The 17945-nt window shown below is 68.0% G+C and carries 17 protein-coding genes and 2 pseudogenes; 9 read left to right on the top strand and 10 right to left on the bottom strand.

Annotation, left to right across the window (positions count from 1 at the left end; translation table 11 throughout):
• Window positions 1-1075 (top strand): IS701 family transposase (locus E9998_RS23685; protein ID WP_136532211.1); only part of this gene is annotated, 1075 nt, incomplete at its 5' end.
• Between the two features lie 18 nt (window positions 1076-1093).
• Here the strand turns inward: E9998_RS23685 and E9998_RS25610 are convergent.
• The 8 genes and pseudogenes from E9998_RS25610 to E9998_RS23650 form a co-directional block, all read right to left on the bottom strand.
• Complete coding sequence (locus E9998_RS25610) at window positions 1094-1240, bottom strand: hypothetical protein (protein ID WP_158299966.1); 147 nt, start codon at window positions 1238-1240, stop codon at window positions 1094-1096.
• A gap of 120 nt (window positions 1241-1360) precedes the next feature.
• Entirely contained in the window at window positions 1361-1654 is a 294-nt protein-coding gene (locus E9998_RS23680; RefSeq protein WP_136532210.1) for a DUF1330 domain-containing protein, read from the bottom strand.
• 167 nt (window positions 1655-1821) lie between these two features.
• Window positions 1822-1905 carry a hypothetical protein gene (locus E9998_RS27210; protein ID WP_420842463.1) on the bottom strand — a complete coding sequence of 28 codons (84 nt, stop codon included), beginning with the start codon at window positions 1903-1905 and terminating at the stop codon, window positions 1822-1824.
• A gap of 55 nt (window positions 1906-1960) precedes the next feature.
• Window positions 1961-2683 (bottom strand): carboxylating nicotinate-nucleotide diphosphorylase, encoded by a 723-nt coding sequence (gene nadC, locus E9998_RS23670; RefSeq protein ID WP_136532208.1) that lies wholly within the window; start codon window positions 2681-2683, stop codon window positions 1961-1963.
• 257 nt (window positions 2684-2940) lie between these two features.
• Window positions 2941-4269 (bottom strand): annotated as a pseudogene (locus E9998_RS23665) (MFS transporter); the annotation flags it as partial.
• Between the two features lie 171 nt (window positions 4270-4440).
• Entirely contained in the window at window positions 4441-5295 is an 855-nt protein-coding gene (locus E9998_RS23660; protein ID WP_136532207.1) for a PhzF family phenazine biosynthesis protein, read from the bottom strand.
• Between the two features lie 44 nt (window positions 5296-5339).
• A complete protein-coding gene (gene lpdA, locus E9998_RS23655; protein ID WP_136532206.1) occupies window positions 5340-6746 on the bottom strand; it encodes a dihydrolipoyl dehydrogenase in 1407 nt (468 codons plus the stop codon).
• On the bottom strand, window positions 6743-7048 hold the full coding sequence (locus E9998_RS23650; RefSeq protein ID WP_136532205.1) for a putative quinol monooxygenase: 306 nt from the start codon (window positions 7046-7048) through the stop codon (window positions 6743-6745). Before E9998_RS23650 ends, lpdA begins: the two co-directional genes overlap by 4 nt.
• Before the next feature lie 144 nt (window positions 7049-7192).
• Between E9998_RS23650 and E9998_RS23645 the strand changes: the two genes are divergently transcribed.
• From E9998_RS23645 to E9998_RS25605, 3 genes and pseudogenes are all read left to right on the top strand, one after another.
• Complete coding sequence (locus E9998_RS23645; RefSeq protein WP_136532204.1) at window positions 7193-8077, top strand: LysR family transcriptional regulator; 885 nt, start codon at window positions 7193-7195, stop codon at window positions 8075-8077.
• 130 nt (window positions 8078-8207) lie between these two features.
• Window positions 8208-8594: pseudogene (locus tag E9998_RS27205) on the top strand (alpha/beta fold hydrolase); the annotation flags it as partial.
• Between the two features lie 26 nt (window positions 8595-8620).
• The gene (locus E9998_RS25605; RefSeq protein ID WP_158299965.1) at window positions 8621-8776 is read left to right on the top strand and encodes a hypothetical protein; all 156 of its coding nucleotides are present in this window, start codon (window positions 8621-8623) and stop codon (window positions 8774-8776) included.
• 459 nt (window positions 8777-9235) lie between these two features.
• On the opposite strand, the gene E9998_RS23640 is transcribed toward E9998_RS25605, so the two are convergent.
• Window positions 9236-9526 (bottom strand): hypothetical protein, encoded by a 291-nt coding sequence (locus E9998_RS23640; protein WP_136532203.1) that lies wholly within the window; start codon window positions 9524-9526, stop codon window positions 9236-9238.
• 699 nt (window positions 9527-10225) lie between these two features.
• Between E9998_RS23640 and E9998_RS23635 the strand changes: the two genes are divergently transcribed.
• The 4 genes from E9998_RS23635 (at window position 10226) to E9998_RS23625 (ending at window position 14108) form a co-directional block, all read left to right on the top strand.
• Window positions 10226-10927: a hypothetical protein gene (locus E9998_RS23635; RefSeq protein WP_136532202.1), complete on the top strand. Its 702-nt coding sequence runs from the start codon at window positions 10226-10228 to the stop codon at window positions 10925-10927.
• Entirely contained in the window at window positions 10920-11783 is an 864-nt protein-coding gene (locus E9998_RS23630; protein ID WP_158299964.1) for a TRM11 family SAM-dependent methyltransferase, read from the top strand. The genes E9998_RS23635 and E9998_RS23630 overlap by 8 nt, the downstream gene beginning before the upstream one ends.
• 247 nt (window positions 11784-12030) lie before the next feature.
• Window positions 12031-12204 (top strand): hypothetical protein, encoded by a 174-nt coding sequence (locus E9998_RS25600; protein WP_158299963.1) that lies wholly within the window; start codon window positions 12031-12033, stop codon window positions 12202-12204.
• Between the two features lie 62 nt (window positions 12205-12266).
• Window positions 12267-14108, top strand: a complete 1842-nt coding sequence (locus E9998_RS23625) for a recombinase family protein (RefSeq protein WP_158299962.1) — start codon at window positions 12267-12269, stop codon at window positions 14106-14108.
• Window positions 14109-14125: 17 nt separating this feature from the next.
• On the opposite strand, the gene E9998_RS23610 is transcribed toward E9998_RS23625, so the two are convergent.
• Complete coding sequence (locus E9998_RS23610) at window positions 14126-16357, bottom strand: glycoside hydrolase family 127 protein (protein WP_158299961.1); 2232 nt, start codon at window positions 16355-16357, stop codon at window positions 14126-14128.
• A 222-nt stretch (window positions 16358-16579) separates the two neighbouring features.
• On the opposite strand from E9998_RS23610, the gene E9998_RS27200 reads away from it, so the two are divergent.
• The gene (locus E9998_RS27200; protein WP_136532220.1) at window positions 16580-17944 is read left to right on the top strand and encodes a glycoside hydrolase family 6 protein; all 1365 of its coding nucleotides are present in this window, start codon (window positions 16580-16582) and stop codon (window positions 17942-17944) included.
• Window position 17945: the final 1 nt, after the last annotated feature.

The following is a 17945-nucleotide window of genomic DNA, read 5'->3' as shown; positions in this document are numbered from 1 at the left end:
CCAGACCGTAAAAATCACCCAGGTCCGGGCCGAGGTCCGCGACTATGTTTCCGAGCATCTGGGCGCAGAAAGCGGTCTGCGGGTCCTCGCAGTCGATGAGACCGGCGATGTCAAGAAAGGCACAGCGACAGTCGGTGTCCAGCGGCAGTACTCGGGAACCGCGGGCCGGATCGAGAACTGCCAGCTGGCCGTCTACCTCGCCCCCGCCACGCCCGCTGGGCATGCCGCGATCGACGTCCGCCTCTACCTGCCGAAAGTATGGGCCGATGATCCTGGCCGGCGCGAGAGCACCGGAGTTCCCGAGGAAGTCGCGTTCGCGACCAAGCCTGAGCTGGCCGCCGGCATGATCGAGGCCGCGCTCGATGCGGGAGTGGACGCGGATTTCGCGACCGGTGACGAGGCGTATGGCATCAACCCTGTCCTGCGGGCGCGCCTCCAGCAGCGGCGACTGTCCTATGTCCTGGCCATCGCCCGCACCACCCCGGTCATGCTCGGCACCGGCAAGGCCACCGCGGAGACGGCGCTCGACCAGGTGCCTGGGGCCGCGTGGCAGCACCGTTCGGCCGGAGACGGCGCGAAAGGACTGCGGCTCTATGGCTGGGCCTGGGCCGATCTCGAGCCTGAAGGCGGCGGGCACGCCGGTCTCTTGGCCCGCCGCAACCGAACGACCGGCAAGATCGCCTACTACCTGACCTGGACCCCGGCCCCGGTCCCGCTCCAGATGCTGGTCACCGTCGCCGGGATGCGCTGGAGAATCGAGGAGACCTTCCAAGGCGCCAAGGAACTCACCGCGCTCGCCGAACACCAGGTCCGCACCTGGACCTCCTGGCACCGATGGGTCACCCTCGCCATGCTCGCCTACGCCTTCCTCGCCATCACCCGCGCCACCGAGACCACCGAAACTGAGCCGGACATGATCCCCTTGACCTGCAACGAGATCCGCCACCTCATGGTCAGCGCGACAATGCCACGCATCAGCTGGGAGCACCGCCTCCGCTGGTCGACCTGGCGACGACGCCACCAAGCCGTCGCGAAGCGGCTGCATTTCGCCCGGCAGCTCATTCTCGCCGCATAGCCGACCTATGCCGACCGATCAAGCCTGACGCCTGGCCTGCAACAGCGCGGGGTGGATCTCGACTTGGTCGCGCGGCAGCGCTGTTTTCACCTGGCGCGTCTGCTCATCGGCCAGCACCTCAGGCGCGCCGGACTCGACCGTCGCGACACAGCTCTCGACCTGCACACTAACCTTCCTGGCGGCCAGGGGCGGTCAGTTACATTGGGGTGACCGCGCCGCCCCGGTAGGTGAAATCGGGTTGTGGCTGAGGCGATCCGAGCTGGACGCCGGGCCGGTCGCCGACTGTCAGTCGATGCCCTCGATGATGTGGAAGTCGCGCTCGACGGCGTCGGCGAGGACGGTCAGCGCCTCCTGGTAGGCCTCGCTTTCGCGTGTAGCGACGGCCTGTTCGAAGTTTTCGAATTCGATCAGGACGATGCGCTCGGCGATGCCGGCGTCGTATGTGGCGTTCCGAAGGCCTCGGGAGAGGAGCCGCCCGCCCCCGGCTCGGACGGCCGGAGCGGCCAGGTTGTCGTAGGCGGCCAGCTTCTCGGGGTCTGCAATGGTGCGGTAGACGCTGACCCAGTAGGCCTTGGTCATGGAACCTCCAGTGTTGGTGTGGGGACATCTGACTTCGAATGTTCAGTTGAGATCGATCGCACCCGGCGGCGGTCGCTGGAGTGGTTCGGAGCTTGCGCGGGCCGGCATCCTGCGCGTCCATCGGTTTGGCGTCGGGGAGACTGCAGCGATCGTCGATGCGGGTGGTTTCAAGGTCGGGTGATGCTCAGCAGCATGCTCAGATCCAGGGCTGGTGCGCTGTGGGTCAGCGTGCCGACGGAGACGGCCTCCACACCGGTCTCTGCGACGGCGCGCAGACCGTCAAGGTCGTGCCTGAGGCTTCCCACCTCACACCGCGGCCAGTTCGCGTCGCAGGCGGACGGCCTCGGCCACGAGCGGCACGGTCATGTTGTCGAGCATGATCCATGAGGGCTCCGCCTGCAGCGCCTCACGGAATTGGGGGATCGTGGCGACTTCGACTTCGATGGCCATGGCCCGGCCCTCGGACGACATGTTCTTGCGGACGTTGTCGATGGCGGCGCTGATGCCGCCCGCGGCCGGGAGGTGGTTCTCCTTGAGCAGCACCATGGCGCCGAGGTTCAGTCGGTGGTTGTGCCCGCCGCCCGCAGCGACCGCGTACTTTTCCAGCAGGCGAAGTCCGGGGGCGGTCTTGCGGGTGTCCAGGACGCGGACTGGCAGATGGCGCACGGCGGCCACATACCGATCGGTGAGTGTGGCGATGTCGCACAGGCGCTGGAGGAAGTTCAGTACGGTTCGTTCGCCGGTGATGATCTGGTGCGCAGGGCCGGTGATCCTCGCCAGGACGTCGCCGGCCTCGAGTCGAGTGCCGTCGGGCACTGATTCGTCGATCTGCGTTGCGCCGCCGACGCGGGCGTAGACCTCGGCGGCCAGAGGCACCCCGGCGGCCACGCCCGGTTGGCGGGTGATGATGGCCGCCGTCGCCCATTGCCGCGGTGCGACGCTCCAGCGAGTGGTGACGTCGTCAGCGGCTGCATCTTCGGCTAGCGCAAGTGTCACGGCGTTGCGAGCTGCCGCGTGCGGAAACTGCATGCGGGTCCTCAGCTTTCGGTTGGATCGGTCGAGGTGTGCCGGTGATCGCGGATCAGGCCGTTGTCGGCGCCGAAGGCGCGAGTGCGTCCTTCGGCATCGACGGCGCCTGTTCTGGCGGCATCTGTGACAAGACTCGGGGCTGATGGGCCGATCACGTCGCGCTTGGGCGACTTGTGCCGTGCGTCGGCTGTTTTCTTCGCTCTTGCTTCGGCCGTCGCTCTGGCGAGCCGGTCATCGGCTCGGTCGGCCCTGACTCGGCGTAGGCGGCCAATGGCGAGGCTGGTCATCGTCGTGATGGCCATCGCGACGATGCCAACCAGCGCTGCCGTGGTGTAGGCGCCGTCGCTCGGGAAGAGGTCGCCGGGGTCGGTGCCCGCTGCCAGGGCCAGGCCGCCTACGGCGCTGCCCAGGGAGTACCCGACGCTGCGGACGACGTAGTTGAAGCTCATGGCGCTCGATGTCTCGCTCTGTGGGGTGGCAGCCAGGATGACGCCGGGCATGGCGGCCGAGAAGCTGCCGACGCCGAAGCCCAGCACGCCCATGGCCACGAGTAGTTCAGCCAGGTTGGACCGGGCCGCCGCGAACAGCATGAAGCCTCCGCCTACGATGGCGGCGCTCATCGCCAGGAGTGTGGGGGCTTCGATCCGTTCGCGGACCCGCGGCGTGAGCTTGCCCGCGACGAACCCCAGCACCGAGAACGGGACCAGGACCAGGCCGGCGACGAAGGTGGTCAACCCGAAGCCGTAGCCGACGCTGTGCGGTGTCTGTGCATACCGCGTGATGAGGGTGAGCAGGAGGTACATGCCGATCCCGCCGACGAACATGGCGATGTTCGCCCCGGCGACCGCCGGGTGCCGTACCGCCCGGAGGCCGACCAGCGGGGTCTTGCTGCGCAGTTCAGAGACGGTCCAGACGCAGAGCAGGAGCGCGGCGAGGGCCGCGAGGATCACTGCCGCAGTGCGGTGATGGCTCCATAGGCTCTTCTGGCTCGTGAGGTACAGGAGGAGGAACAGTGCACCGGCCAGGACGAGCGCACCTGCAACGTCCACGCGAGCGGAGCGGCCGTCTGGGGCTTCGGGTATGGAGCGCCACGCTGCTAGGAAGGCGATGGCGGTGACGAGCAGGCCGAGTCCGTAGGCGACCCGCACCCCGCCGAACTCGGTGAGCAGCCCGGCGAGCGGGTAGCCGACACCGACACCGATGATCGAGACCACTGAGATCAGGGCGATCGTGGGCTCGCTGCGCCCCTCAGGGAGATGGTCGCGGGCCACGCCCATCATCAGCGCCGTCAGGCCGAGCCCGATGCCCTGGGCCGCCCGACCGACCAACAACCACGCGAACGGCAGCGGCAGGACGGTGAGCGCGCTTCCGGCGACGACGACCGCCAGCGTGATAAGAATCGCGGCTCGTCGGTGAGGACCGGATCCGAGGCGGCCGAGGACGGGCGTGACGACGGCACCGCTGAGCAGCGCGATCGTCATCGTCCACTGTGCGCTGTCCAATGAGACGTGGAACGTCGTTGCCACACTGGTGATCAGCGGCGCCCCAAGGCTGCCGACTGCCGCCACGACCAGGGCGATGAACATCAGGGAGGGGACAAGCGGCCGTGCGCCAGAGTCTTTCACTGCTTCGCCTCTTCTCGATCCTGGTTGTCGTGCTCTGCTGGGACTGATGACGCGCTGGCTTCGGTATGGCGGACCAGCGCTACGCGCCGATCGGACGGGTCGCCTCTTCGCTCGGTCACCACTTGCTCCGCGCTAGGGAAGGCGGATGACACGTGCGACTCTCGCGGCGCCGCCCAGACGGACCAGGACGCCGGACGCGCTGCGTCGCGCTTCGGCGGTGATCCTGGACGGTCTGCCAATGCGATCGCCCATGTCGATCGCGATACTGGTGACGCCCTGATCTGCGAGACGCGCGGCCAGACATGCGGTGCTGTTGGCGTTGGCGACATCCTCGGGGACGCCGATGGAAGGGGCGAACATCCGGGCTGCCGCCTTGCCGTCCCGGTTCGGGAGCGAGTACGCGTAGCAGCCCAGCAGGCCGTAGCGGTCACAGGCTTGGCGCAGTGCGGCGAAGTCCGGGCGGAGCTCGGCCAGCGCGGTGCGCGATCGCACGGGCAGCAGAAGCCGCGGTCGGCCGGGTGAGGCCACACAGGCTCCGCCAGCGAGGGTTCCGTCAGTCAGGTGGAGGCTGGTTGCGATCGCTTGCAGTTCGAATTCCTTGACGTCGCGCAGTTTGATGGGACCCGGGTCAAACGTGGCCATCAGGCGGGCTTGTTCCCGCTTCGCCCAGCCTTCGAAGGTGCGGGTTGTGGTGTGCAGTGCCGCCTGGTAGTCAGCGCCGCCGTGCCGCTGGGCGAGCAGCGCGAGTGCGGCGACGGTGCCGTGGCCGCAGGCGGGCAGCTCGCCTTCGCTGGTGAAGAACCGGAGCCGATACGACGGCCGCGCCCGATCCTCGCCCGCCGAGATGAAGACGGCATGCGAAGTGCCAGCCGCAGCGGGGATGCGGCGTCGTTCGGCGGCGGTGTACGCCGCGTCGTTGAGGACCGCTGTCGGACTGCCTCCCCGGCCTTGCCGCACGCACGCGTCGACGATCGTCACCTCGGGCATGGTGCTGCGTCCATTGCTGTTGTCATGGATTGCCCCCTCGGCTCTCAGAGGTTGATCATCGGCCCGACGAGGCCGTGCACTGCTTCTTTGACTGCCTCCCCGAGTGTTGGGTGCGCGTGGATGTTGCGGGCGATCTCATGCGCCGTGAGATCCCACATCCGCGCCAGCGTCAGCTCCGGCAGGAGTTCGGTGACCTCCGGCCCGATCAGGTGGGCACCTAGCAGTTCACCGTGCGCGTTGTCGCTGATCAGCTTGACGAAGCCCGACGCCCTGCCGAGACCGGGTGCCTTGCCGTTGGCGGTGAACGGGAACCGTGAGACGGTGATGTCGAATCCCGCCGCTCGGGCTTGGGCCTCGGTGTAGCCGAAGGAAGCGATCTGGGGCCGGCAGTAGGTGGCCCGGGGAATCATCGAGAAGTCGACCTTCTGGGTCTGGGCTCCGGCGATGGTTTCGACGGCGACCATGGCCATCGCTTCGGCGGCGTGGGCCAGCATCAGCTTGGCGGTGACGTCGCCGACGGCGAAGAGGTGCGGCACGCTGGTGCGGCCGCGGTCGTCCACTGCGATCGCGCCTGTATCGGTCAGTTTGATCCCCGTGTTCTCCAGACCGTAGCCTTCGACGCGGGGCGTGAACCCGATCGCTTGGAGCACCTTGTCAGCCACCAGTACTTCGGTGCCGCCATTGCGGGTGATCGTGACTCGCACGCCCGCCGGGCCTTCGGAGTCGTCAATGGAGTCGACCCGGGTCGAGGTCAGGAGGTTGATGCCGAGTCTTCGGTACTGCTTGGCGAGTTCGGCGGACACCTCGGCTTCCTCGGTCGGCACCACGCGGTCCAGGTACTCGACGATGGTCACCTCCACGCCGTAGGCGCGCAGCAGGTAGGCGAACTCGACACCGATCGCCCCGCCGCCGACGATGACGACGCTTCCGGGCAGGTCCTCGGCGAGGATCTGCTCCTCGTAGGTGACGACGCGATCGCTGCGCTTGGTGCCGGGCAGCAGCCGGGTCGTCGCGCCGGTGGCGATGACGCAGTGGTCAAAGGTGATCGTCTCCGAACCGCCATCCGACAGCGCGACGTGCAGGGTGCGGTCGTCGGCGAAGGTGCCCCAGCCGTCGTATTCGGTGATGCCGTTCTTGCGCATCAGGTAGTGGACGCCCTTGGTCTTGCTGTCGGCGACGTTGCGGCTGCGCTGCAACGCCGCGCCGTAGTCGAGACTGATGGGGCTCTCGGAGCGGATGCCGAACAGGTCGGCTTCCTTGGTGATGGTGTGGGCCAGTTCGGCGTTGTGCAGCAGGGCCTTGGAGGGGATGCATCCGACGTTCAGACAGACCCCGCCCCAGTATTTGGCTTCGACGATCGCGGTGCGCAGTCCCAGTTGCCTCGCGCGGACAGCCGCGGTGTAGCCGCCGGGTCCGGCACCGAGGACGACGACGTCATAGTGACTGCTCACGACTGGGCCGAGGCTTCCACGCGCGTCCCGGTGAAGCGCGACACCGGGCCCTCAGCGTATGCGGAGACGGCCTTGATGAACCGCTGGAAATGTTCGCCTGCGACGTGGTCGTCCACGGCCGCTTTGTCCCGGTACGCCTCGACCAGGTGGATCAGCGACGGGTCTTCGGAGTCGGCAACGACTTCGAACCGCAGGCACCCCGGCTCGTCGGCCAGTGAGCCGCGGGCGTCCTCCAGGGCAGCGGCGATGAAGTCCTCCCGATGCTCGGCGGGGACGGTGAAGCTGACGGCGAACTGGTACATGGTCGTTTCCTCTCGAAGATGCACGATGCCGCTGCGGCGGATCAGTGGTTCGACCCAAGGTGAACACACAAGATCCGCTCCACGCCAATAGCTTCGCGGGGCCGCGACATAGGCTCGGCCCTATCGCGAGAGCAAGGAGCGGACATGCACGACCACCAAGGTGTCGAACTTCGCCATCTCCGCTACTTCGTCGCCGTCGCCGAGGAAGGCACGATGACCGAAGCCGCGCGGGTGCTGCGGATCGCGCAGCCGAGCCTTAGCCAGCAGATCAGCACCCTGGAACGGAGGGTCGGCGCCCCGCTGTTCCGTCGCAGGCCCAAAGGGATGGAGCTGACCGAGGGCGGCCGGATCCTGTACGCGAGCGCCACCCGCGCCCTGGCCGAGATCGAGTCGTCGCTGGTGCAAGCCCGCGACGCGCGCCGCCTGGTCCGCGTGGGGGTCTGCCGATCGGTGCCGGAGCACCTGCTGACCCGCGTCGAGCGGATCCTCACTCGAGACGGGTCGCTCGACGTTTCATTCGAGGAGGACGACTCCCAGCGGCACCTCGACCGGTTGCGAACCGGCGCCCTGGCCTTCGCCGTGATACGCGTCTTCCACCCCAGCGACGACCTCGCCGAGATGACTCTGGCCGACGAACCGCAGGGTGTGGTGCTGCACCCCAACCACCCGCTGGTCGAACGCGCCGCCCTGTCCTGGACCGACCTCGCCGACCAGGAGCTCCTGTGGTTCCCCTCCAAGGCCAACGCCCGCTTCGCCGAAGAGACCCTGGCCCACCTCGCCGGCCACGGGTGGACGCCGCAACTGCGCATCGTCGACGCCCACAGCCAGGCGCTGTACTGCCACCATCTGCGCAGCAGCGAGAACCTGGTAGGACTGCGAGGCCAGGGCAGCATCGCAGCGGATGCGGGGATGGCATGGCGGCCGCTCGCATCCCATCCGCCCCGCCGCCGGTTCATCCTTGCGACACCCCGCACCAGCCCATGGGCCAAGACCGGACTCCTGACCCGACGCCAACCGGACAGAGGCTGACTTTCTCCTCGCGCCGCCGCTTCCACCGCAGTTCGCACACGACGACCAGAACCGCCACTTGAGCGGCCTCGCCACACTCCATGAAACCAGCGTCGACGTGGCCGCGATCGGACGGAGCGGGCAGTGCCCGATGTACTCCAACCCACCGCAGACGGGAGCCGCGATCGCACGACTCCAGGCACGGGAGACTGTGGCACGTGCAGGAAATCGCCCAAGCAGCCGATGGGACGCCGATCGCCTATTCGAATTCAGGAGCAGGCCCGCCGTGCTCCTGATCGCGGGACAGGCGGTCGACCACACCTCTTGGCGGCTCGCCGCCGTACGGCTCGGGCAAGGGCGCCGACTCGTCATGTTCGACCATCGAAGCGTCGGGGTAAACGGGAGTGTCGCAGCGGACCGGTTCTCAACCAAGAGATTCGCGGATGACGTCGTCCACGTGCTCGATGCCGCCGGCATGGAACGGGCGGGCCAAGTGGGCCACTCCATGGCTGGACCGGTAGCGCAACAGCTCGCATCGATCACCCCGAGCGCGTTGGGAGGCTGGTGCTCGCCGTCAACTCGGCGGGCGACATGCACTGCCCGAAGCGCGACGCGGCGGCCGCCGATGCCACGCTTCGTCCAGGCGACCTAGACCGCATCGGACCGCTGCTCACCTTTCGGGTCGCCTTGAGCCCGAACAAGCCGGCGAGCTGCTTGTGATGGGAGGTGACCCGGTCGCCCGCGCCCGTCATTTCCAGGCGAGTCGCCGCCACGACGCACTCGAATATCTGTCGCGTATCACCGCCCGGACGCTGGTGCTCCACGGCGACGCCCTCTCGCCTCGGTCGAACACGCCCGAGCCCTCGCCAAGCGAATTCCGAACGCCCGACTCACGGTGATGCGCGACGCGCAACGCGCGACACGGCATGGTGATCGAAGGAGAACTGAGGATAATGATCATCGACAGGTTCCTCAACTTTCCTGCCTCCGCCGCGAACCCTGGTACCTCGTCAAAGTCGGCAGTTCCTCGTCCCGGTGCAGCCCCACCGCAGCTCACGAGGCGAACTCCAACTGGAGTACTAGATCGCCGTGAGAATCGTCGCTATCGACACGGTCGGCATTGGCATCGGGCGCACCTGCGCGCACGTCAAGCAGTAACTGCGACCGGGCGGGCACCGGTCACCGTGTCCGCTCGAGCGGTGCCGCACCAGTCGGCATGCCATGCGAGTATGGGTCGTAACCTTCCGGCGGCGGGCCGAAGGTTCGCCTCCCGAATGCGGCAGTCTGCTCCAGTGGCAGCGTTCCCCGGCTGGCGGCCAACAGCACCGCGCGCAGCCCCTGATACTGGTCTCCGACGCCGATGGCGTACAGCCACTGCCATACGACGACGCCGATGACCGCGCCCAGGAGCCAGTCTGTCCCCGCCGAGGCCATCACGGTCGCGACGAGAGCGGCGAAGGGCAGGGCCACTGCAGTGAGGTACCGGCCGCGCCGTCGCCGCCGCGCCCCACTTGTCTCCGGGCTCCCGGCCGCCTCGACCTCGACCACCCACAACACATCCCCGCGCAACGCCCACTCAAGTCCGCTACGGTCGGCGTCGCTCAACTCGTAGTACTCGGGGTGGCGGAATCCAAGCCGAGGGAAGAGCCCAGGGGCGGCGGTGTGGTAGTCGATGCACTCCTGCACGACCCGGCCGAGGGGGTCGCGCGGTCCAACAGCCAGTCGGCGAACCCGTCCATGCCCGTCAGCCACCGCGAACCGGTTGCCCGCAACCAGCCCCGGACCCACGCTTGCGCCTCCAGACAGCCGCGCCCAACCGGATAGGCCGCGATCGGGACCAGCGCCACCGCCAGCACGACACCGGCCTCCCCGGCGATCCGTTCGGCTTCGGCCGCAGCCCCGCGGAGCGCCTCGGCCCCTGCCGCGGGCCCATCTCCAGCCAGAACCGCTACGGCCGCCCACAGCAGAGCGACCACGACCGGCGCGGGGAATCGCCGGACCGTCGAAACCAGCGCTTCAGCCATCCGCTCACTCTCCCACATCCCGGCCCGCCTCTGGGCCCCCGCGGAAGCGGGCGATTACCAACGACTACCGGCCTCGCCAGTGCCGACTACCCGATGTTCTTACCCAGTAGAGCCTGGATTCGTCAATGCCCGGTGAGACGTCACGTTGACCGAACACCGCAACCACCACGGGCGGCCCGCCAGCCGCCACGGCACGCTGGACGTGCCGCTCAGCGTCTGGCAGGTCCCCGACGCTGCCGTCCTCACCGCCGGGCTCCTCGCCGAGCTCAAACCCGCGCGCGGCCCGATCATCACCGTGGACGTGCCCGGCTGGGAAGCGATTCCGAAGGCGGCCCGCCACGCCCTCGTCCTCACCCGCGACCAGGCCGCGTCCGCCAGCGCACTCGCCGGCCTGCCCGCCGCGAAGCAGGGCCTGGTCCGCATCCAGCCGGTCGGCGATCACAGCCTCGGTACCCGGCTCGCGGCCGTCGCACGCCAGAGCGGCCTCGTCATCGCCTCGGCCTGGCTCCTCACCTGCACCGGCGCCCTCGCCGCCGCGGCGAACGCGCTGCGCTCAGGCGGGCACCTGGCGGTGATCGGACAAGGCGTGGCCGAACAGGCCCGTCTGGCCCGGCTCTCACGCCCCCGGACCGACACCGACGGCAGCGACGAGGAAACGCCCGAGCTGCTCGGGCTCGCGTTCGCCGGCCACGTGGTCGCCGCACCGGCCGCCGTGTTCGACGCGGCCGTCCTCGCCGCCGAAGCCCGACGTGCGGGCCCCGCCGCCTGCCCGGCCTCGTCGCGGCACTTCGACATCGTCATCTGGCGCAAGATGCGCCCGGCCGAAGTCGGTGGTCGCCGTGGCTAGAAGTGAGCTCTCGATCTGGGCGACCGGGCAGGTGCAACCACGCCGCCAGCGCGACGGCCTCTACGACCAGGCCGGGGCAGTGCACCCGGCGAAGATGTGGCCCCGCATCGCCCAGAGCATGATCGAGCATTACTCCTCTCCGGGGGAGGCAGTGCTGGACCCGATGTGCGGGATCGGGACGGTCCTGATCGAAGCCGTCCGGGCCAGGCGGCACGCGCTCGGAGTGGACTGCGAAGCCGAATGGGTCGACGTCGCCAGAGCGAACCTGGCCAGAGCCCGACGAACGCACCCGGGTACGGACGGCACAGTGTTCTGCGCGGACGCCAGAAATCTTGCCGCGACGCTCGCCGACCAGCCCGGCGGACTCCCCGTCGACCTGGTGGTCACCAGCCCGCCCTACGGGCCCGCAGTGCACGGCCTGCCCGAAACCGCGCGCAAGACCGGCGGGAAGATCGTGCGGCGCGCCCACCGGTACGCCACCGGGAAACCGCACCCGGGCCAACTCGCGCGCGGGTCCTCGCAGAAGCGGCTCCGCACCGGACTGGCCTCGATCTTCGGCGGCTGCCACACCGTCCTGCGCCGGGGCGGACACATGGTCATCACCGCCCGCCCGTACACCGACAAAGGCGAACTGGTCGACTTCCCGGCCGTCGTGATCGCCGCCGCCGAGGACGCCGGGTTCGCCTACACCGACCGGCACGCCGCGCTCCTAGCCCGCTGGGACGAGGCCGACCAGACCCTGTACCCGCACGTAACGCTCTTCCACCTCGGCAACGTCCGCAGGCAAGTCGAAGCCGGGAAACTCGGCATCGTCCGCGCCCACGAAGACGTCCTGGTGTTCAGGAAGAGCCGATGACACCAGGCCGAACAAAGGCAGTACCGACCCACCCACCATCTGACATACCAGTCAATCCAATCACGACAGTCACTGGCTTGACGGTGCCCCGAAGTGGGCCTATTTTCCTTCCTCGTGATTGCGGTCCATTGTCGCGCTGGACATTTCACACAGCTCATTCGATCACCAGGCTGATGCATCTAGTGAAAGCAGCGCATGACCGCGATCGCAGGCATCTGATGCCCCTTGCGAAACGGTTCTTTGCTCCATGAGTGCAGCTAGCAAAGAGCCGACAAATCACTCGGAATCCTCCACCGACTTCGATGTCTTTTGGGAAGTGAAGGATGTCGATCCGCGCGAGGCATCAGTGCTTGAAGCAGAACAGGCCAATGTGATTATGGAAGTGCTGGAATGGTTCAAGTCGCAACACCACCATGGCTGACCGGGGAAGTCCCTCCTGTAGATACGAGCGCGACGTACGAAAAGATACTTTGGGTCGCATTCATGGGACGAACCTCAACCGACGACCTGCAGGATCCGACCATCTCAATCCCGCGGCAACTCAGCGCGGTCCGGAAAGCACTGCCGCCAGGGGCGCAGATCGTCGCCTACTACTACGACGTCGAAAGCGGAAGGAGCGATCTCGGCGTCCGCGGCACCAGCACCGCTCACGAGAAGTTCGACATCCCCGTGCCCCGGACCGGCGGCCTCAAAGACCTGCTGCAGGCAGCTTCCGGACGCGAACGAAGCTTCGATGTGGTGATGTGCGAGTCAATCGACCGTGTCGCTCGCATCACGTACTACTCCACGAGGTTGGAGCACGAGCTCGAACAATACGGTGTGGCCCTGCTGGCTGCTGATGAGCCGATCGTTGTGACACGTCGCAAACTCAAGAGCGCTACCTCGGTCCTCACCCGCCGGGTCAAACAAGGAATTAGCGAGTGGTACGTCCTCGATCTCCTTGAGAAGTCGTGGGGGGGCTTCGAGGCGCACGCTCAGCAGGGGTTCAACGTCGGGAAAGCGCTGTACGGGTACATCTTGAAACAGGTCCCGCACCCGGTACCGGCCAAGCGAGCCGACGGTCGCTGGAAGACCGTACTCGAACTCGAACCGGTCCGCGCCGCGGTAGTGAAGCGGATCTTCGACTTTCGCATACGGCTTCGCCTGGGTTATGCGGCAATCGCCGAGCGCCTCAACGAAGACCTCGCGCTGAATCCTCCCCCAGTTCCTCCTGACCCAACTCGTGCCCGAGGGAGCTGGTGCGCGTCCTCGGTCAGGGAGATCCTCAGGAACCCCAAGTACACCGGCTACATGGTATGGAACCGCGTGACCTCGACGCCGAAGGGCAACCGGCCAAACCCGATGAGCGACTGGGTGTGGTCGCCCGAGCCCGTGCACGAGGCGATCGTCAGTCCCGACATGTTCACCGCAGCACAGCAGATCGCAAAGACCACCGAACGAGTCCGTAGCAAGAAGTCCAAAACCGAAAATGCCGAAGAGTACAGGTACCGGTCAGCGGTCCGCTGCGATCACTGCGACCTCCTCATGTACGGCAAACGAAGAGAAAACCGGATTTACTACTCGTGCCATCCCCGTCGCAACGCTCGGCCCGAAGGCCATGCTGCCGCCACCTATCTCAATGAGGTGAAGGTCGATCAGGCCATGGACGTCTTCCTCGACTCGTTCATCCTCGGGGCCGGCAGAGAAGGGCGCCTCCAGCGGATCATCGACGCCGCAAAGGCCGAGGGCGTCGCGGACCGCGAAGCCGAGCAATCACAGCTCACCGCCGCACTAGATGGAGTCCAGGCCCGACGTTCGAAGCTCATCCAGGTTCTGGAGGCCGCCGACAATCTCGAAGCCGAACTGATCACAAGCGTCAACGAGCGGTTCCAACAACTTGGAAGAGAGAGCAGCGAAATCACAGACCGGCTGGTGACGCTCAATCTGGAAATAGCGAACCAACCCGACGCGTCGGTAGTCGCGAGTCTCCCCACGGCATCGCTTAAATCAGCACAGGTACCGATCGACCTGCTCCGTCGGCTCATTCAGGCCTTCCGCATCGAAATACGGTACGACCCTCGCAAACGACAGCTCTATTGCACCGCGAGGATTTCAAGTACGCTGCTCTCCGCTGCACAGGAACTAATCGAGGAATGCAATGCCGGGCCAAAGAGTCAAAGAAACGCAGTCGATGACGAAAAAGTGTGGATCTGCGACAAGCCCCGCCCGGGCTACTGCTTGAAACCTATGTTGACCTGCTTGAACGGCACCTCCTTCGGGAGGTGCCGTTCTTGGTTTCAGGGCCCGTCCAGGGGTCTCGTGGCGGTGCCCGTGGCGATTTCGTGAATGTTCGGTTTCCGGGGTCAGCGGAGGAGGTGGGCGGTGGTTATGGCGGGGGTGGGGTGGGGGGTGGTGGCGCGGAGTTTGAGGGTTCGGGTGGGGGCGGAGGTGGGGGGCAGGGGGTAGTCGATGTGGAGGTGGGCGGTGCCGGGGGGCCAGGATTCTTCGGCGAGGAGGGTGTTGTCGAGGTGGACGGTGAGGGCGGTGGGGGTGTCGGTGAGGCGGTAGGCGATGCGGAGGCGGCGGGCGGTGTGGTCGGGGTCGTTGAGGACGGCGGTGATGGAGGCGGTGGTGGTGCGGGCGCGGTGGCCGTGGGGGTCGACGGTGACGGTGGAGTCGGTGCCGGTGAAGGCGTGGTCGGACTCGGGCTGCTGTTCGCCGAAGGCGATCTTGTCGATGGTGAGGGCGTCGAGGGCGAGGGAGTCGCGGTCGGCGGCGGCGAGTTCGGCGCGGCGTTCACTGACGCGGGAGGATTCGGCGACGGGCCAGTAGACGGTGTACCGCGCGTCGTGGAGTTCGTAGAAGGGCAGCAGGTCGACCGGGCCGGAGTCGGCGGTGGTGAGGCGGTAGCGGAGGGGCCCTTGGCGTTCGAGGACGTCGGAGGCGGGGAGGTCGGCGACGATCGGGGCGTCGGCGAGGCCGTGGAGGGGGCCGTGGGCGATGTGGCCCATGCGGGAGTCGTCGGCCAGGAGGCCGTCGAGGCGGTCGGTGCCGGTGCGGGCGGCGAGGAGGATCGGGCCGGCGAAGTAGGCCTGCCAGGGGGAGCCGTCCGGGAGGCGTTCGGCGGAGAGCGGCAGCGGGAGTCCGAAGACGACGACATCGCCCTTGCGCCAGGTGCGCTCGACGAGGATCGCGCCGTCGACCGGTTCGCCTTGGGCCGCTTCGCCGTTGACGGTCAGGTCGGAGAGGCCTTCGGTCCGGGCGGGGACGCGGAGGCGGAGGGGGAAGGCGCGGGGCGCTTCGAGGTCGAGGGTGATCGTGACGGTCTCGTCGGCGGGGAAGGCGGTGTCGAGGCGGACGCGGGCGCAGAATTCGGGGGCGTCGAGGACTGCGGGGATGTAGAGGTTGACCGCCAGTGCGCCTTCGTGTTCGCCGAAGATCCATTCGCCGTACGCGGCCTGGGCTTCGATGCCGGTGCCGACGCAGCACCACATGCCGGACTCGGGTCGGGAGTAGACGCGGTAGTGGCCGGGGCGCATCGGGGTGAAGTAGACGAGGCCGCCGTGGTCGGGGTGCTGGGAGGCGAGCTGGTGGTTGTAGAGGGCGCGTTCGACGTAGTCGAGGTGGGCGGGGTCGAGGGCGTCCTCGGCGAGGCGGCGGGTGAGCTTGAGCATGTTGTAGGTGTTGCAGGATTCGGGGCCTTCGCGGTCCTCGATCATCGCGGTGAAGTCGTCGGCGGCGTGGAAGTGCTCGCGGACCGAGTTGCCGCCGATCGCGACGGAGCGGTGCTCGACGACGCGGTGCCAGAAGTGGCGGGCGGCGTCCATGAGGGCCCGGTCACCGCGGGCGGCGGCGTAGCCGACGGCCTTGGGGATCTGGGTGTTGGCGTGAAGGCCGGTGAGGTCGTCGCGGCCCGCCAGGAGGGGGTCGAGGATCGCCCGGTGTGAGAAGCGTCGGGCCGCTTCGGCGTAGTCGGTGCGGCCGGTGATCGCGGCGAGGTCGGCGAAGGCCTCGTTCATGCCGCCGAACTCGGTGTCGAGCATGGCTTCGAACGCGTCGTCGTCCATGGTGGCGGCGATGTCGAGCCACCAGTCGGCGAGGCGGAGCACGACGTCGAGGGCGCGGCGGTGGCCGAGGAGGCGGTGGGCGTCGAGGAGGCCCGCGAAGGTCTTGTGGAGGTTGTACCAGGGCACCCAGTGGTCGCCGGAGGCGAGCGAGCGGACGCCGGTGCCTCCGCGCAGGCCCTCGAAGAGGGCCGCGCCGCCGGGGACGCCGCCGACGTAGCCGGTGCCGAGGTGGTCTTGGGCGCGGGCGAGTTCGGACACCATGTGGTCGAGGCGCTCGCGGGGTTCGGGCTCGCCGGTGGCGGCGGTGAGGAGGGCGAGCGCGGAGAGGCAGTGCCCGCCGATGTGGCCGTCGAGACCCGAGTCCTCCCAGTTGCCGTAGCTCGGGCCGTGCGCGAGGCCCGCTTCGCGCAGGAACGGGGCGAGGAGGCGGTCGGGGTCGAGGGCGAGGACGTAGGCGAGGTCGGTGCGCACGGCGTGCGCGAAGGGGCCTTCGAGGAGCGTGACCTGGGTGAGCGGGAAGGTCTTCATGAGGCTGCGGGTGTCCCTTCGGGGGTGGGTCGGCGCCGCAACTATACCGATAAAGTGCGAGTGTGGACAGGGCCGGAAGGCCGGTCGCGATTCCGATCCGGGCACCGAGTGAGGCGTTGACAACGCACGGATACATTGACATAGTTGGATATCTGTCTACCGTGGATTCGGTCGCGCTGGTTGGGAGCGCTCCCTACCGCTTCGCCAACTTTGGAGTCGACGATGTCACGAGACCGCAGAACCGCACCTTCCACCGCGAAACCCAAGGGCCGCAGCGCGGCCGCGCTCACCGCCGTCGCGGCCCTCGCCGCCGCGCTCCTGACCGTCCTCGGCACCGCCCCTGAAGGCGCCGTCGCCGCGGACGCAGGCAACCCCTACGCGGGCGCCGACCTCTACGTCAACCCCGAATGGTCGGGCCCGGCGCTGGCGGGCGGCGCCCCGGCCGACCTCGCCGGGCAGGGGACGGCGGTGTGGCTCGACAGCATCGGCGCGATCGAGGGCTCGGGCGGGATGGGCCTGGCCGAGCATCTCGACGAAGCGCTGGAGCAGCGCGCCTCCGCACCCAGCGGCGAACTCGTCGTCCAGATCGTCCTCTACAACCTGCCGGGCCGCGACTGCGCGGCGCTCCATTCAAACGGCGAGCTCGCGCCCGACGAGATCGACCGATACCGGTACGAGTTCGTCGACCCGATCGCCGCGATCATCGCCCGGCCCGAATACGCCGACCTGCGCGTCACCGCCGTGATCGAGCCCTTCTCGCTGGCCTACCTGCCCGACCACGTCAGCCCGCACCCCGGCGGGACGCCGCAGTGCGACGAGGTCCTGGCACTGGGCTCCTATCAGGAGGGCGTCGCCTACGCGGTCGCGGCGCTGGCCGACGCGGGCGTCCACAACTACGTCGACGCGGGGGGCCACGGCCTCCTCGGATGGTCCGACGCGACCCCGTTCTACGACACCTTCGGCAACGCCGCCCGGCTGTACGCCACGATCTTCGACCACGGCGCCGAACCCGGCGACGTCCAGGGCATCGCGGTGAACACCGCAGACTACAGCCCCCTGGAGGAACCGTACTTCGACGCCGACGACGTCGTCTCCGGAGTGCCGGTGGCGCAGACGTTCTGGGTCGACTTCAGGGGTTACGTGGACGAAACCCCGTTCGCGCTCGACTTCCGCGACCGCCTCGTGGCCGAGGGCTTCGCATCCGACCTCGGCGTCATCGTGGACACCTCCCGCAACGGCTGGGGCGGCCCGGACCGGCCGACCCGGACGAGCGCCAGCACCGATCCGAACATCTACGTGAACGAGTCCAGGATCGACCGCCGCCAAGACCAAGAGCACCGCTGCAACCAGGTCGGGGCCGGGCTCGGCGAGCGGCCGCAGGCCGACCCGATAGGAGATCCCCGGCTGCACGCCTACGTCTGGATCAAGCCGCCCGGCGAGTCCGACGGGCCCCACGCCGACAACGACGGGGGCTTCGGCTCGATCTGCGCCCCGGAACTCGGGTCCCTGCCGAACTCGCCGCCCGCGGGCGCGTGGTTCCAGGCCCAGTTCGAGCAGCTGATGGTGAACGCCTGGCCGCCGCTGTAAC

Origin of the sequence: Glycomyces paridis (genome assembly GCF_004912155.1) — a bacterium.
In the GTDB taxonomy this organism is placed as follows: domain Bacteria; phylum Actinomycetota; class Actinomycetes; order Mycobacteriales; family Micromonosporaceae; genus Glycomyces; species Glycomyces paridis.
The sequence above is the reverse complement of the archived record's forward strand: the minus strand, read 5'-3'. Positions and strand labels throughout refer to the sequence as shown.